The 14,926-nt window shown below is 69.2% G+C and carries 13 protein-coding genes; 9 read left to right on the top strand and 4 right to left on the bottom strand.

Annotated elements, in window-relative coordinates; all coding sequences use genetic code 11:
- Nucleotides 1-394 precede the first annotated feature (394 nt).
- Nucleotides 395-553: a hypothetical protein gene (locus tag OC490_RS21255; protein WP_262059556.1), complete on the top strand. Its 159-nt coding sequence runs from the start codon at nt 395-397 to the stop codon at nt 551-553.
- A gap of 212 nt (nt 554-765) precedes the next feature.
- Here the strand turns inward: OC490_RS21255 and OC490_RS21250 are convergent, their stop codons facing one another.
- Nucleotides 766-1,485 (bottom strand): SDR family NAD(P)-dependent oxidoreductase, encoded by a 720-nt coding sequence (locus OC490_RS21250; RefSeq protein WP_262059555.1) that lies wholly within the window; start codon nt 1,483-1,485, stop codon nt 766-768.
- An 88-nt stretch (nt 1,486-1,573) separates the two neighbouring features.
- Between OC490_RS21250 and OC490_RS21245 the strand changes: the two genes are divergently transcribed.
- Nucleotides 1,574-2,182 (top strand): TetR/AcrR family transcriptional regulator, encoded by a 609-nt coding sequence (locus OC490_RS21245; RefSeq protein WP_262059554.1) that lies wholly within the window; start codon nt 1,574-1,576, stop codon nt 2,180-2,182.
- 224 nt (nt 2,183-2,406) lie between these two features.
- On the opposite strand, the gene OC490_RS21240 is transcribed toward OC490_RS21245, so the two are convergent.
- Nucleotides 2,407-3,333: a helix-turn-helix transcriptional regulator gene (locus OC490_RS21240; RefSeq protein ID WP_262059553.1), complete on the bottom strand. Its 927-nt coding sequence runs from the start codon at nt 3,331-3,333 to the stop codon at nt 2,407-2,409.
- A 173-nt stretch (nt 3,334-3,506) separates the two neighbouring features.
- Here OC490_RS21240 and OC490_RS21235 point away from each other — a divergent pair, with 173 nt between their 5' ends.
- Entirely contained in the window at nt 3,507-4,853 is a 1,347-nt protein-coding gene (locus OC490_RS21235; protein WP_262059552.1) for an aldehyde dehydrogenase family protein, read from the top strand.
- Nucleotides 4,854-5,336: 483 nt separating this feature from the next.
- On the opposite strand, the gene OC490_RS21230 is transcribed toward OC490_RS21235, so the two are convergent.
- Complete coding sequence (locus OC490_RS21230) at nt 5,337-6,914, bottom strand: glycoside hydrolase family 32 protein (protein ID WP_262059551.1); 1,578 nt, start codon at nt 6,912-6,914, stop codon at nt 5,337-5,339.
- Nucleotides 6,915-7,088: 174 nt separating this feature from the next.
- On the opposite strand from OC490_RS21230, the gene OC490_RS21225 reads away from it, so the two are divergent.
- From OC490_RS21225 to OC490_RS21210, 4 genes are read left to right on the top strand one after another with little or no spacing between them, the layout of a single operon-like run.
- On the top strand, nt 7,089-8,498 hold the full coding sequence (locus OC490_RS21225; RefSeq protein WP_262059550.1) for an extracellular solute-binding protein: 1,410 nt from the start codon (nt 7,089-7,091) through the stop codon (nt 8,496-8,498).
- On the top strand, nt 8,495-9,490 hold the full coding sequence (locus tag OC490_RS21220) for a carbohydrate ABC transporter permease (RefSeq protein ID WP_262059549.1): 996 nt from the start codon (nt 8,495-8,497) through the stop codon (nt 9,488-9,490). Before OC490_RS21225 ends, OC490_RS21220 begins: the two co-directional genes overlap by 4 nt.
- 22 nt (nt 9,491-9,512) lie before the next feature.
- Nucleotides 9,513-10,385 carry a carbohydrate ABC transporter permease gene (locus OC490_RS21215; protein ID WP_262059548.1) on the top strand — a complete coding sequence of 291 codons (873 nt, stop codon included), beginning with the start codon at nt 9,513-9,515 and terminating at the stop codon, nt 10,383-10,385.
- Nucleotides 10,382-11,773: a glycoside hydrolase family 32 protein gene (locus tag OC490_RS21210; RefSeq protein WP_262059547.1), complete on the top strand. Its 1,392-nt coding sequence runs from the start codon at nt 10,382-10,384 to the stop codon at nt 11,771-11,773. Before OC490_RS21215 ends, OC490_RS21210 begins: the two co-directional genes overlap by 4 nt.
- Nucleotides 11,774-12,082: 309 nt before the next feature.
- Here the strand turns inward: OC490_RS21210 and OC490_RS21205 are convergent, their stop codons facing one another.
- Nucleotides 12,083-13,147, bottom strand: coding sequence for a LacI family DNA-binding transcriptional regulator (locus tag OC490_RS21205; protein ID WP_262059546.1), 1,065 nt, complete (start codon nt 13,145-13,147; stop codon nt 12,083-12,085).
- A gap of 212 nt (nt 13,148-13,359) precedes the next feature.
- On the opposite strand from OC490_RS21205, the gene OC490_RS21200 reads away from it, so the two are divergent.
- A complete protein-coding gene (locus OC490_RS21200) occupies nt 13,360-14,310 on the top strand; it encodes a TIGR00366 family protein (RefSeq protein ID WP_262059545.1) in 951 nt (316 codons plus the stop codon).
- Nucleotides 14,199-14,840: a TIGR00366 family protein gene (locus OC490_RS21195; protein WP_262059544.1), complete on the top strand. Its 642-nt coding sequence runs from the start codon at nt 14,199-14,201 to the stop codon at nt 14,838-14,840. Before OC490_RS21200 ends, OC490_RS21195 begins: the two co-directional genes overlap by 112 nt.
- The last annotated feature ends 86 nt before the right edge of the window (nt 14,841-14,926 follow it).

Raw genomic sequence — 14,926 nt, 5'->3', positions numbered from 1 at the left:
GTGATCACTGCTCGGTGGCCCTGACCAGCTTCTTTAGTCGCGATCTGGGTGTGGGTTAAGTAGATCGTCATCGGTATGGCCTAGGCGATGGCCGCGGTGATACTGCGCCGGCTGACCGGGGCCACCGCTGCGGCCTGGCGCGCATGACCGGCGGAGAGCTGACCCTCGGGGCGGTGCTGGTGCGGTTGGAGGAGCGGGAACGGGAGATCACTGCGCAAGCCGACGCGAGGCGGGAGCAGATCGCGCAGCTGACCGCACGGCTGGACGAGCTCGGCCGGGCCGCCGAGGAGGTCCGGATCACCCGCAAGACGCTGCTGGAGCTGCCCGATCCGCAGCCGCCCGCGGCGCCGGCCCCGGAACTGCGGACCATCCGGCCTACCAGCAGATCCTGGCGGTGTTCGCCGCGGCCGACGGGCCGCTACGGGCGCGGCAGGTGTGCGAGGCGATGGACATGGAGATCGCGCCCAACAACATCAACAACACCCGCCTGAAACTCAAGCGGCTCGCCGAGCGCGGAATCCTGGTCGAGACCGAGCAAGGCTTGTTCACCTAACCGCGGCCATAACCGCCCGGCGACGTCGCAGTCAGCGCACTTGCCCCTCACCGCTGACCGGCCGGCTCGGCGACCGGTACGGCCGTACGCCGATAGCCGCAGCCTCCGGCCTCACCCTCCTCGTCGCCGGAATCACCGCCGTCGCGGCGCCTGCCGCGGCTGGGCTGGAACCTGGGCCTCGTCTCCGGCACCCGCGATGATTTCTATGGGGTTCAGAGTCCGGCGACGACGCGTCGTAGTGTGCCCGGCGCGATGCGCAGCATGGCGGGCATGGCTTTCGTCTGACCGGGGAATGCCATGTTCCGCCCCCGCCGAAGAGCTTTCATCGTGACCGCCGCCACCTGTGCGGGAGTCAGTTTCTTCCCCGTGGCTTCGGCGTTCATGGGCGTGTCCGTGGACGGTGGGAGGACCTCGAGGACATGGGTGCCCTTCGGGGCGAGTTGACGGCGCAAGCCGTCCGCAAAGCCGTGCAGGCCGGCCTTCACCGCGCCGTGGGTGGGCGCGCGAGTGGGCGAGACCAGAGCGAACCCCGAGGTGATGAAGACGATCGCGTCGGGCGACGGCCAGCGCTCGAGCACTTCACCCGTCAAGTGGATGGGGGCGGTGAGGTTCAACGCCACCTCGTCATCGAGCGTCGCATTGGGGTTCTTGCCGGCGGCATAGTCTCGTCCCTCGAACGTACCGGCGTTGTTGACCAACACGTCCAGACGCCCGAAGCGATCAGCGACTGCCTGCAACAACGCTGCCCGATCAGCTGCGTTCGTCACATCGGCCTGCACGGCCAGCGCCTGCGGGTGCGCCTGCGCGAATCGGTCAAGCGCAGCCTGCGAACGCCCGCAAACGACGACGGACGCCCCGAGCTCCACGAAGGATTGCGCGAGGCTCAAGCCGATGCCTGAGGTTCCGCCGGTGATGAGTACCGTCTGTGACATGACGTCACCTCTCGTTATGCCGTACTGATTGGTACGAAACACGTTAGCACATCCGTACCGATCGGTATCGAAGGGGTAGGATGAAGAAATGTTCCCGACGACACCGGTCCGGCCTGGCAGGCCTCGCGCGTTCGACATCGACGAGGCACTCGATCGTGCAGTCCTGGTGTTTTGGTCAAAGGGTTTCGAGGGCGCCAGCCTTGACGACCTCACCGAAGCGATGGGTATCAGCCGCCCCAGCCTGTACAGGGCGTTCGGCAGCAAAGAAGACCTCTTCTACAAGGCGCTGGAGCGGTACACCGAGGGCTTGACCTCCTACTTCGCTCGAGCTCTGGCAGAGCCCACAAGTGGAGCGGTGGCTACTGCTGTGCTCCACGGGACGGTCGAGGCGGCAACCACGCCGGGACTCCCCACGGGCTGTCTTGGCGTGCACGGTGCGTTGGCTACCGGGGACGAGAGCCGCCAAGTCCGAGACGCACTCATCGCATGGCGCGAGGAGGGGATAGCCCACTTGACGCGCCGGTTTCAACAGGCGGTGGACGCCGGTGACCTTCCGCCTTCCACAGATCCTCATCTGCTTGCGCTCTACCTGAGAACAGTCGCCAATGGGATTGCCGTCCAGGCCGCGAGTGGTAGTTCCCGCCCTGAGCTGCTGCAGGTCGCGAACCTCGCGTTGGGCAGCTGGCCAAAGCCGTAGTCAGCTAGTTGGCCCGGGATCTGCGCACGTACTTCGACTCTCTGTGGTTCGCGCGAGGCCGGCGTTGACTGGCGCGACGCGTCCATGGATGACCGGGCGGCGTACGAGTGGTGGCGTCGTCGCGTCGGGTGGAGGAGCTGCGGGTGCGTCACCTGGAGCGGAGGCGTCCGGCGTGCGAAGGGACGCTGGGCGTGGCGCGCAGCCGACTACCGATGATCAACTGTTCATCGAGCCGTGCGTGCCGGCGGCATCCCGGCTCCCGCCCTTGTCGCGTCGGCGCCCCAGCTGGCCAGCAGTCGTAGTGCCTCCTCCGACGGGGAACCGGGTTCGGCGTGGTACGTCACCAGCATCCGTTCGTGGGCGTCGGCCTGGTGGAACGACTCGAGGCGGAGGTCGAGTTCGCCGACGAGCGGGTGGTGCAGGCGCTGGATGCCGTGGCATTTCTCCTTGACGTCGTGGGTGGCCCACAGCCGCCGGAACTCCTCGCTCTTCACGGAGAGTTCGCCCACCAGAGCGGACAGCCGGGGGTCGTCCGGATGGGAGCCGGCGTCCATGCGCAGCTGAGAGACGACGTCGTTCGCTTTGTGCTCCCAGTCCACGAACAGGTCGCAATACTCGGGCCTCAGGAACACCAGCCGCGCCCAGTTGCGCTCGTGCGCCGGCAACTCCTCCCAGTCGCCGAAGACCGCCGCGGCCATCCGGTTCCAGGCCAGGATGTTCGAGCGCCGCCCCACGAGGATCGCCGGGACGCCGTCCATGGTGTCCAGCAGCGTCCGCAGGGGGCCCCGCACCTGCTGGGCGCGGCCGGCCGGCTTCTTCTTGTGCTGTTTCGGCTTCGCCAGGTGCATGAGGTGAGCGCGCTCGGCGTCGCTCAGCCGCAGCGCGCGGGCGATGGCGTCGAGGACCTCCGCCGACACGTGCCGCCCGTTGCCCTGTTCCAGGCGCGTGTAATAGGCCACCGACACCCCGGCCAGCTGCGCCAGCTCCTCGCGGCGCAGCCCCGGCACCCGCCGGTACCGCCCGAAGTCCGGCAGGCCCACGTCCTCCGGCTTCAGCCGGGCCCTCCGGGTGCGCAGGAACTCACTCAGCTCGGCACGCGGGTCCAGCGCGCCGTCGGCCGGCTTGTGCACCGGTTCGGGGTATTCGTCCATGCCTCGAGTATCCCCGGCCGGACGCACATCTGCCTGACCCAACCAGTGGTAGGCATCGCCGGCATACGCAAAGCCGTGACCTGGGTGAATACCGGATCGTCCAGCACGCTGGCCACTGTGCCCGGCTGGAAGGCAGCCGGGGCATGGCTTGCATCAAGAACGGAGCACACCCCATGACCACAACACAGGCGACCGAGTCGAGGACGCACCGGACGGAAACGGCCGCGGAGGCGGTCGGCCGCCTTCGTGCGACGTTCAACACTGGCGTCACCCGCGGACGGGACTGGCGCGTCAGCCAGCTGCAGCGGCTGCGGGCGCTGCTGGTCGAGAACGAGCAGGAGCTGATCGAAGCGCTCTGGGCGGATCTGAGGAAGAACCCCGCCGAGGCGAAGACGCAGGAGATCGACTTCACCGTCGCCGACATCGACGAGACGCTGGCGAATCTGGAGAGCTGGCTTCAGCCCCGTCCGGTGGAGGTTCCCGCCCACTTCGGTCCCACGACCACGGCCTACACCACGTACGACCCGCTCGGGGTGGTCCTGGTGATCGCTCCGTGGAATTTCCCGCTGCACCTTCTCATCGACCCCATCATCGGCGCCCTGGCCGCCGGGAACACGGTGGTGGCCAAGCCGAGCGAGATGTCGGTGCACACCTCGGCGGTCGCTTCACGCCTGCTGCGAGAGTACTTCGACCCTGATGTGCTCACCGTGGTCGAGGGGGGCGCCGAGGAGACCACGGCCCTCCTGGCACAGCGCTTCGACCACATCTTCTACACGGGCAATGGCACGGTCGGCCGGATCGTCATGGCCGCGGCAGCCAAGAACCTCACCCCCGTCACGCTCGAACTCGGGGGCAAGTCGCCGGTCTTCGTGGCGCCCGACGCCGACGTGGACGAGACCGCCAAGCGGCTGGTCGGCGCCAAGTTCGGCAACGCCGGTCAGCAGTGCATAGCCCCCGACTATGTTCTGGCCGATCCTGCGACCGCCGCCGCACTGGTTCCCGCCCTGCGTGCGGCGGTCGACGCACAGTTCGGCACCAGCCCGCAGACCGCGGCCGACTTCGGCCGGATCATCAACGAGCGGCATTTCGACCGGCTCACGCGTCTGCTGGACTCCGGTCGTGCGGCGGTGGGAGGCCGGCACGACCGTGACGACCTGTTCATCGCACCGACGGTGCTGACCGATGTCGACCCCGCATCGCCGGTCATGCAGGAGGAGATCTTCGGTCCGATCCTCGCCGTCGTCGAAGTCGAAGACCTGGATGCCGCCATCGCCTTCATCAACGAACGCGACAAGCCCCTGGCGCTCTACGCCTTCACCGAGTCCGAGGCCACCAAGTCGCGCCTGGTGAACGAGACGTCCTCCGGCGGCGTCGCCTGGGGCCAGCCGGTGATGCAACTGCTCATGACCGGCCTGCCGTTCGGTGGCGTCGGCGAAAGCGGCATGGGCCGATACCACGGCCGGTATTCCCTTGAGACGTTCAGCCACCTCAAGGCCGTCGCGGACGTCCCGCTCAGCTAGCCTCGCGCTTTCGTGAAGCAGGCTGTCCGATGGGCGATCGGGCGGCGGAAGTGCCTCAGGCCGAGAATGAGGATCGCTGAGATCGCTGTTCCCGCCACCGCCGCATGCGCGTTCCAGGTGAAGCCGTGTACCGGTCCTCTTCGCGGGGGCGCGTCAAGGGAGTCGGTCGCGGCGCGCGCTGCAGACACCGATCCGTACCGACTCCGGCGGCGGCACCCATGACTTCGTCAGCTGGCCGGCCGCCGATCGTGCGCAGGGAGCGAACGCCCTTACTCCGGAGGGAAGTTGCGCTTGAAACGGCGTCGCCGTCGGCGTCGACACCGACGCCGACGGCGTGCGGCTCTCAAATATGACTGGTGCTTTTATTCATCAGTCTGCCAAGTGTTCAAATTTGGATCTTTCTCTGGGGGGATTCCTGGAGATGTTGCTGATCGGGTTCACGCGTACGGTGTGCACCCGCGCCCCTGGTCGGCCTGGTCGGCCTTACACCGAGAACTCACGTATCACCGTGTCGCGGAACACCGCGCTGCCGCCGATCGTGAACAGTGCGAGCCGGGTGTCCAGCAGATACGGGAACACCTGGCTGGTGTGCACGTAGCGGCCGTCGTCGACAAACATCTCCACCGACGTGCGGTCCACCAGGATGCGCAGCTTCACCGTGCCGGCGGACGGGTCGAACGGGGTGTGGCTCTCCTGCCACTTGCCGGACGTGTCGGCGTTCACCGTGTTGCGTCGATTGAGGAAGGCGTAGTCGGCGTAGATCCCGGCGTCGATGTGCCGACCGCCGCTGGGTGAGCGCCTCAACTGAAGGCCCGCGCCGGTGAGTTGGGACCAGGTGATCTCGGTCGTGACCTCGTAGGAGATACCGGTGTAGTCGAGCACCTTCGTACCGTCCACGGTCACGTCTCCCAGGTTCACGGTGCGAGAGACATGCGAGTCGAGGCCGGCGACGGGCCGGGAGGCGAGGTAGTAGGTGCCGTCGGACGCCTTCTTCAGGGTGATCTCGCGGACGACGGAGTCCGTGCCGTTGAAGCCGTCGCAGTCGATGGTGGGGGTGGTGTCGGCGTAGTCCCAGTTGTTCACCCAGCCGATCGCGTACCGGGCAGCCGCGTCCACCGCGCCGCTCGCGCCCCGCTTCTCGAAGGTGACGGCGCCGTACCAGTCCCAGCCGTGGTCGAGCCACTGCGGCTCACTCGCATCGGCGGTGAACGCGCTGCCGTCGAAGGAACCCGTCCAGTAGGCGTACGTGTTGGGCAGACCCGAGCCCTTTCCGTTGGCGCTCGCGCCGAGCACCCATTTCACGGTGCCGTCGCCGGCGGTGACGCGGAACAGGTCGGGGCACTCCAGGACACCGATGCCGTCGTGGACGAAACCGCCCACGTACGTCCAGGACTTGAGGTCGTCGGAGTGGTAGAAGCCGATCTTGTCGTTCTCGGCGAGGGCCATCACCCAGCGGCCCCGGTCCTCGTCGCGTATCACCTTGGGGTCGCGGAAGTCGGCGACGCCGGGGTTGGGCAGGACGGGGTCGGTCCCGTAGTTGGTGAAGGTGAGACCGCCGTCGGTCGAGTAGTACAGGAACTGCTCCTGGTGGTCGGTGCCGCCGCCGGGGGACATGGTCACGATGACGACGACCGCGCCCGCGCCGAACCCGGCCGTGTTGCCGGTGTCGACCACCGCCGAACCCGACCAGAGATCGCCGTTGACCGTGGTGTCCTTGGGCACGGCGACCCCGCGGTCGGTGAAGGAGACCAGGTCCTTGGTGGTGGCCAGGCGCCACGCGGTGCCGACGGCACCGGTGAAGTAGTCGGCGTTGTAGAGGTAGTAGTAGCGGTACTCGCCGTCGATCCAGACGGGTCGCTGCGGGTCGTTCTTCCACTGGTCGGGGACCGTGAAGTGGTACGCGGCGCGGTAACTCGCCCCGCTCGCCACGGAGTCGGTCCCGCCCTCGGCCGTGGCAGAGGGAGCGGCCGTGGCTGTTCCGGCGGGCAGCAGCGCGGCGGCAGTGCCCGCCGCCGATCCCGCGAACAGTGATCTCCTGGATATCCCCGGGGTTCCGGGCATGACGCATCGTTCCTCTCATGGCGGCTCCTGCGAACGAGGACTGTAGACCTAACTCGATAAAGGTCAAGAGGCCTAACTCGTTAAAGGTCAAGCGTTCCCGACCCTTGACAGGCCTGCTGCCCGGTTCCCATCATCTGGGCATCACCCCTGAACTAACACGAGTTAGGCCCGTTGATGACTGACTCGCACATCCCCCGCCGCACGCTGCTGCGGTACGGCGCGTACGGGGCCGGAGCAGCCGCTCTGGCCGGTACCGCCGCGAGCTGGGACCGGCTCACGGGAGCCGACATCCCCGGCCGTGACGACGGCTCCCTCGTCGTCGCCACCCTCGGCTCCGCCTTCGACCCGGCCACCGTCGACGCCCTCACCAAGGGCTTCCACCGGATCCACCCCGACATCCCGCTGCGGGTGAACGCGGTGCAGGCCGTCGACTGGTCGGACTTCTTCGCTAAGATCCTCACCCAGATCGCCGCGGGCACCGCCCCCGACCTGGTGTATGTGGCCACCGAGGGCGTGCAGTTGTTCGCCCAACGACTCGGCGTGGCCCTGGACCACTGGGTGCGGCGGGACGCGGCGGAGCTGCGTGAGTACTTCGCCGACGTCCACCCCTCGCTGGTCGAGTCGATGATGTACGAGGGGAACCTCTACCAGCTGCCGATGGAGTTCAACGCCGCCGACATCTACCTCAACAAGCAGGTGCTGAAGCGGGCGGGCACGGGTTTCCCGGCGGCCGACTGGAGCCGCGACGACTTCACCACGCTGCTGCGGGAGTTGAAACGAACCGGCGGCTCGCACTTCACGCCGTACTTCTGGACCAACCGGCTGTGGGGCGGCGTGGTGCCCTGGCTCTTCGCGAACGGCACGAACCTGCTGAAGGAGTCGAAGGCACCCGGTGGCTCCTGGCTGTGGGACACCTTCTACCCGGCCGCCGACCGGCAGGGGCGTGGCGGAGGCTTCCGCTGGAGCACGCCGCAGGCCACCGCCGACCGGGTCGAGGAGGCGTACGACTATCTCGCCTCCCTCGTCCAGGAGGACCTGTGCACCCGGCCCGAGGGCGGTAACGGCAGCAATCTGGTCGGTGTGTTCTCCACCGGCCACGTCGGCGTCACACCGGCGGGCGGCTTCTGGGCGGGCGGTCTGCAGCTGGCCGGCATGCGGGCCGCCGACTACGACGTGCAGTACTTCCCGCGCTGGCGTACCCAGCGCCACCAGTTCGGCGCGGCGGGCTACGCGCTGCTGCGCACCTCGAAGAAGCAGGAAGCCGCCTGGGAGTTCATCAAGTACGCGGCCCGCAAGGACACCATGACCCGGCTGTTCCGGAGCAACCAGACCACCCCGGCCCGCCGTTCGATGCTGAACGCCGCCCGCTACGCCGAGAGCGGTCCGGCGCACTGGCAGGTCTTCTACGACACCCTCGACCGGTTTCCCGACACCGGCCCGATCCCCGCGCCGCCGCAGGTCGCCGAGGTGACCGACGTCCTGCTCAAGTACACCGGCACCGCGCTGGCCTCGCCGCGTGCGGTGGGTCCCGCGCTGCGCCGGATGCAGGGCGACCTGGAGCAGGCCATGGAGCGTGCGATATGACGAACACTCAGGTCCCGAACTCCCAGGTCCCGAACTCCCAGGATCCGAACTCCCAGGTTCCGCCCGTACGTTCGCGGCCCGCCACGCCATCCGCCCTCCCCGTGCGTCCGTCCGTCCGCGACCGCGGCTCCCGGCTGCTGGCCGCGCTGTTCCTGGCGCCCACGGTCGTCGGCATCGTCGTCTTCACGGTCGTGCCGATCATCGGGTCCGTCGTGCTGAGCCTGTTCCACTGGAACGTGATCGACCCGCCCCGTTTCGCCGGCGCCGCCAACTACCGCACGACCTTCACGGATTCGACCGTCCTGGTCTCCTTCCGCAACACGCTCCTCTTCATGGTCCTCGCGGTCGCGCTGCAACTGCTGATCGCGCTGTCGCTGGCGCTCGCGCTGAACGGGCGGATGCCGGGGTGGCTGCGGTCGCTGTTCCGTTCGGCGTTCTTCTTCCCGCTGGTGCTGTCCGCCGCGTCCATCTCGGTGGTGATGAAGTACCTGTTCAACCAGGACTTCGGGGTGGTGAACTGGCTGATCGGCCTGGTCGGCGTCGCGCCCGTACCCTGGCTGACCTCGGAGCACGCGGCGATGGCCACGGTGATCCTGGTCTACGTCTGGCAGCAGTTCGGTTTCTCGTTCCTGCTGTTCATCGGCGGTCTGAACAACATCCCCAAGGAGATCCACGAGGCCGCCGCGCTCGACGGCGCGACCGGCCTGCGCAAGCACCTCGGCATCACGCTGCCGCTGCTGTCGCCGACGCTGCTCGTCGCGACGGTGGTCGGCATCATCAATGCCCTCCAGGTCTTCGAACAGCCCTACGTCCTCACCGACGGCGGACCCAGCGACGCCACCCGCACCGTGGTGATGGTGATCTACGAGCGGGCCTTCGAGCAGCTCGACTTCGGCGAGGCATCCGCGGTGGGCGTGCTGCTCTTCGCGCTGATCATGGCGGTCACCGCCCTCCAGTTCCGGCTCAGCCGGCGTTTCGTCCACTACCAGTGAGCCGGTGAGCCGCATGAGCGCCATGAGCCAAGCAACCCCGCCCCTGAAAGCGACCCCGACCCTGAGCCGCGTACGTCACTCACTCGCCCCCTGGGCCCGGATCGCCGCGCTGACCGTGTGCGCCCTGCTGACGCTGGGCCCGGTCATCTGGACCGTCTCCACCTCACTGCGCACTCCGGCCCAGTCCTTCGACCTGCCCCCGCAGATCATCCCGACGCACCCGACGACCGCGGCCTACCGCGGGGTCTTCCAGCAGATCGACGTGTGGCTGCTCGCCCTGAACTCCACGCTGGTGACGGCACTCGTCGCCGTCGGCCAGATGATCACGGCGGGCCTGGCCGGATACGCCTTCGCGCGCATGGAGTTCCGTTTCAAGAAGCCGCTCTTCGGCCTGGTCCTGGCGACCATGATGGTGCCGTTGCAGGTCACCATCGTGCCGGTGTTCCTGGTGCTGAAGTCGATGGGCCTCACCGACACGCTCCTCGGCCTGATCATCCCGGCCTTCCCGACGGCCTTCGGCACGTTCCTGATGCGCCAGTACTTCCTCGGTATGCCCAAGGACCTGGGCGAGGCGGCCATGCTGGACGGCGCGGGGCCCTGGCGGATCTTCCGCTCGGTGTACGCGCCGCTGGCCACACCCGGCCTGGCGATCGTCGGCGTACTGGCCTTCAACTACCACTGGAACGAGTTCTTCCGCCCGCTGATCCTGGAGACCTCCAGCCAGAACTACACGCTTCCGCTGGGTCTGGTCTCCCTCCAGGGCAACCTCGGCACGGGGTCGATCTCGGTGGTCCTGGCCGGGGTCGTGCTCTCGATGCTCCCCGCCCTCGCCGTGTTCGTCGTCGGCCAGCGCCCTCTCCGCGAGGGCATCACCTCGGCAGGAGTCAACCGTTGAGCAATGACCCCAACGCGCCGCGTTTCAGGGTCCGTCCGCCCGCCGGCTGGATCAACGACCCCAATGGGCCGTTCCGTTGGCGGGACCGCTACCACCTCTTCTACCAGCACAACCCCGACGCACCGGTGCACGCGAACGTCCACTGGGGCCATGCCTCCAGCACCGACCTCGCGCACTGGGAGCACCACCCGATCGCGCTCACCCCGACACCCGGCGGCCCCGACGAGGCCGGCTGCTGGTCGGGCTGCGTGACCGACGACTCCGGCACACCGACCGCCGTGTACACGGGAGTTGACCATGCCCACACCGGCCTCGGCACCATCTGCCTGGCGCGGGCGGCGGACCCCGACGACGACCTGCTGACCGAGTGGAAACCACTCCCGACGCCGGTGGTGACAGGACCGCCCCCGGGACTGGACATGGTGATGTTCCGGGACCCGTTCGTCTTCCGCCACGCGGACAGGCGCTGGGCCCTCGTCGGCGCCGGGCACGCCGACGGCACGCCGTCGGTCCTGCTCTACGACTGCGACGACCTGACCGACTGGCGGTTCGCCGGAGTGCTGCTGGACGGCAACGACCCTGTGGCGGCTGGCGTGTTCGGCGACAAGTCGGTGGGCTGGGAGTGCCCGCACCTGTACCGGACAGCGGGCGGCGACCACGTACTCCTGGTGTCCCTGTGGGACGGAGACCCCTGCTCCACCGGGTATCTGACGGGTCGTCTGCAGGCCGATGGCCAGGGCGGGTTGGGGTTCGTGCCGCGCGCCGGCGGCCGACTCGACCAGGGGCGGGACTTCTACGCCCCCGCCGTGCTCCAGGAGCCGGACCGCGCACTGCTGTGGGGCTGGTCGTGGGAGGCCCGCCCGCAGGAGGAGACGGACCGGGCCGGATGGGCAGGCGTACTCACCGCACCCCGCGCGGTCGACATCCACCCCGACGGTTCACTGCGGGTGAGCCCGGCCCCGGAACTCGAACTGCTGCGCCCGGCCGAGCCGTTCGTCACCGCGCCGGGCCGGGTTCCGCTTCCATCCGCCTACGACCTGACGGTCACCGCGCGCGAACCGACCACGGTGAGCCTGCTCCGAGACGCCGAGGGCCGGGAGTTGACCGTCCGGGCGGACCCCGCCTCGGGGACCGTCGTCCTCGACCGCGGCGCCTGGCCCCGGACCGGCAGGGAGGGCTCCGCCCCGATCACCCTGCACGTGCCGAAGGGGCCGGAACTCGCGCTCCGGTTGCTCGTCGACGGCTCGCTCCTCGAACTCTTCGTCGCGGACCGGGCCATGGTCACCGAGCGCGTCTACCGGCGCCCCGGCGACCTCGCCGAGCTGGTCGTCGACGGGGCGGGTGCCCTGGTCACCGGGTGGGCGTCGGGTCCAGGGAGGCGCGGCTGACCACATACGGGCCGGTTGCCTAGGTCACTGGGTGGGCGCCGGACCCTGGTAGGCGCGGCTGACCACGGGCCAGGGCAGACACGGGCCGGGTGTCCGGGCCACCGGTTGGGCGCCGGACCCAACGAGTCGCGGTTGACCAGTGTGCAGGCCACACGCGGACCGGGCGCCCGGGGCACCGGATGGGCACCGCACCCACGAAGGCACGACTGACCACGTACGGGCCGGGTGCCCTGGTCACCGGGTGGGCGTCGGACGCAGGGGAGGCGCGGCTGACCGCGGGCCAGGGCAGACACGGGTCGGATGCCCAGGTCACCGGGTGGGTGCCGGACCCACGGAGGCGCGGCTGACCACAGGGCAGGGCAGGCGCCGGACGGTGGCGGGCGGCGCCTGGCCGGCTTCGATGGCGTCCAGGAGCAGCCGGGCCGCGGTCTCGCCCATCGCCCGGTGCGGCAGCGCGACCGAGGTGAGCGGCGGGGTGAGGAACGCGGCCATGTGCTCCTGGTCGTCGTAACCGACCACGGACAGATCGGCGGGCACGTCGATCCCGAGCCGGGTCGCGGCGTGCAGGACACCCGCCGCGACCCGGTCGTTGTAGCACAGGACGCCAGTCGGGCGACGGCCCGGCTCGACCCCGTCGAGCAGGCGCAGCGCCCCGGCGTACCCCGCGGAGATTTCCCCGCCGCCGCGCACGATCCACTCCTTGGGCACGGTGACGCCCTCGGCGCGCAGCACGTCCCGGAAGCCGCGGGTGCGTTCCGCCGAGGCGATGTCGTCCAGACCGCCGATCACGGCGAGCCGGCGGTGGCCCGCACCGAGCAGCAGCCGGGCCGCGGTACGGCCACCTGCGCGCTCGGCCGGGACCACGGCCGGCAGGGAGTCGTCCTCGGGCAGGCAGTTGGCCAGCACGGAGTGGGTGCGGTGCAGGCCCTCGGGGACGCGGACCCGGCGCAGTGACATGGCCGCGTAGATGATGCCGTCCACGCGCCGGTCGAGCAGTTCCGCGACGGCCGCGTCCTCCTTGGCCGGGTCACCGCCGGAGTCCACCGTGAGGACGAGATGGTCCCTGTCCCAGGCGGTCTCCATGGCGCCGCGCAGCAGCCGCCCGGCGAACGGCGAGGACGCGATCTCGTCGGTGACCAGCCCGATCACGGCCGTACGGCGACGGCGCAGACCGCGGGCCACCGGGTCGGGGCGGTAGCCCAGCCGGGTCGCGGCCTGCCGGATGCGTTCCTGGGTGGCGGCCGAGAGGTTGCCCTCGGCCCGGCCGTTGAACACGAAGGACACCGCGGTGTGCGACACACCGGCGAGCCGGGCGACGTCCCGTGACGTCGGGCGCCCGGTGCCCGTGTTCCCGCTCTCCTCGGCACCGCCCACGCCGTCCGCCGTCCTCGCCCAGCCCGTCCCTGTCGATCACCGTCCACCCTATCGGCGGGGAGCGCCACGGCATACGGGAGATCCTCAAGGCCCACCGGTACGTAAGTGGGAACGCGCCCGGCCGGGGTGTGCGGGGGGCGGTCTACGGTTCCGGTTCCGGTTCCGGTCGAGTTCCTTTCGGCGGTCATATCGGCAATGAGGTGAGGAGCACCATGCCCGAAGCCGTGCCCAAGGCTCCCGAATCGACGGCGAAAGGCGGCGAGACCTGGATCGCCCGGCTGGCGTTGCGTTTCACCGTCTTCACCGAGAAATGGCTGCCCGACGCGCTGGGTTTCGTCCTGGTCGGCACTTTTCTGATCCTCGCACTCGGACTGGTCTCCGGCGAGAAACTCCTCGGCGCCCCGGCCGACCCCACGGCGACGAGCGGCTTCGGTCTGGTCGACGCGTGGGGGCAGGGATTCTGGTCGCTCATCACCTTCACCCTGCAGATGGCGATGATCATCATCGGTGGGTACGCGGTCGCGGTCTCCCCGCCCGTGGAACGCCTCATCGCGCGACTCGCGGCCCGGCCCCGGACCCCGCGCGGGGCCATCACGTTCACCGCCGCCGTCGCCATGCTCACCGCCTACGCGAACTGGGCCTTCAGCCTCGTCTTCACCGCCATCCTCGCCAAGGAGATCGCCCGCCGGGTGCCCGGTATGGACTACCGCGCACTCGGCGCGATGGCCTTTCTGGGGCTCGGCACGGTGTGGGCGCAAGGGCTGTCGGGGTCGGCCGCGTTGCAGGTGGCGAGCGCGGGGTTGAGTCCGGAGTCCGTGCAGAAGGTCATCGCCGAAGGGCGCGGCAGCGGGCTGATACCGCTCACCGACACCATCTTCCTGTGGCAGGGCGTGCTGGCCACGGCCGTCGTCTTCGTGCTCGCCGTCGGCATGGCCTGGCTCCTCTCGCCCGCACCGGAACACGCGAGAACCGCGGAACGACTCGGCATCGACCTGGGCCCCGCCCTCGACCGGCAGCAGCGGCCTGAGAACCGGCTCGCCAGGCCGGGCGAGTGGATCGAGCACAGCCCGGTCTTCACGATCCTGCTGTTCCTCCTCGGCGCCTGGTACCTCGCCCGGCACTCGCGAACGCCGCCGGCAATCCGCTCAACGCCCTGGACCTGAACACCATCAACCTGATCCTCATCCTGCTCGCACTCGTCCTGCACTGGCGGCCGGTGAACCTCGCCCGCGCCGTCCGGGACGGGGTGCCCGCGACCTCCGGCGTGCCGCTCCAATTCCCGCTGTACGGCGGCATCTTCGGGATGATCGCGTACACCGGTCTGCACCGGACGATCGCCGACTGGCTGGTGTCGGTGTCGAACGAATTCCTCTACCCGGCCTTCATCGCGATCTACAGCTGTGTCCTCGGGGTGTTCGTGCCCAGCGGCGGCAGCAAGTGGGTGATCGAGGCGTCCTACGTCCTCGACGCCGCCAAGCAACTCCAGGTGAACCAGGGCTGGATGGTCGTCGTCTACGACCTCGGCGAGGCGGGCGCCAACCTGCTGCAGCCGTTCTGGATGCTGCCCACGCCGGCGATCCTGGGGCTCAAGGCCCGCGACATCATGGGCTACACGTTCGCGATGTTCCTCGCCCTCTTCCCCGCCACGCTGGTGCTCGTCACCGTGTTCGCCCGGACGCTCCCGTTCCCCTGACGGTCCGCACCGGGGGTGTCGGTAGGAACACCCCCGATCCGGTCCTCAGGCCCAGGGACTGTGTGTGCCGTCGGCGGCAGGATTCA

Source organism: Streptomyces sp. STR69 (assembly GCF_024519455.1).
In the GTDB taxonomy this organism is placed as follows: Bacteria; Actinomycetota; Actinomycetes; order Streptomycetales; family Streptomycetaceae; genus Streptomyces.
Note: the sequence above shows the minus strand (reverse complement) of the source record. Positions and strands in the feature narration are given on the sequence as shown.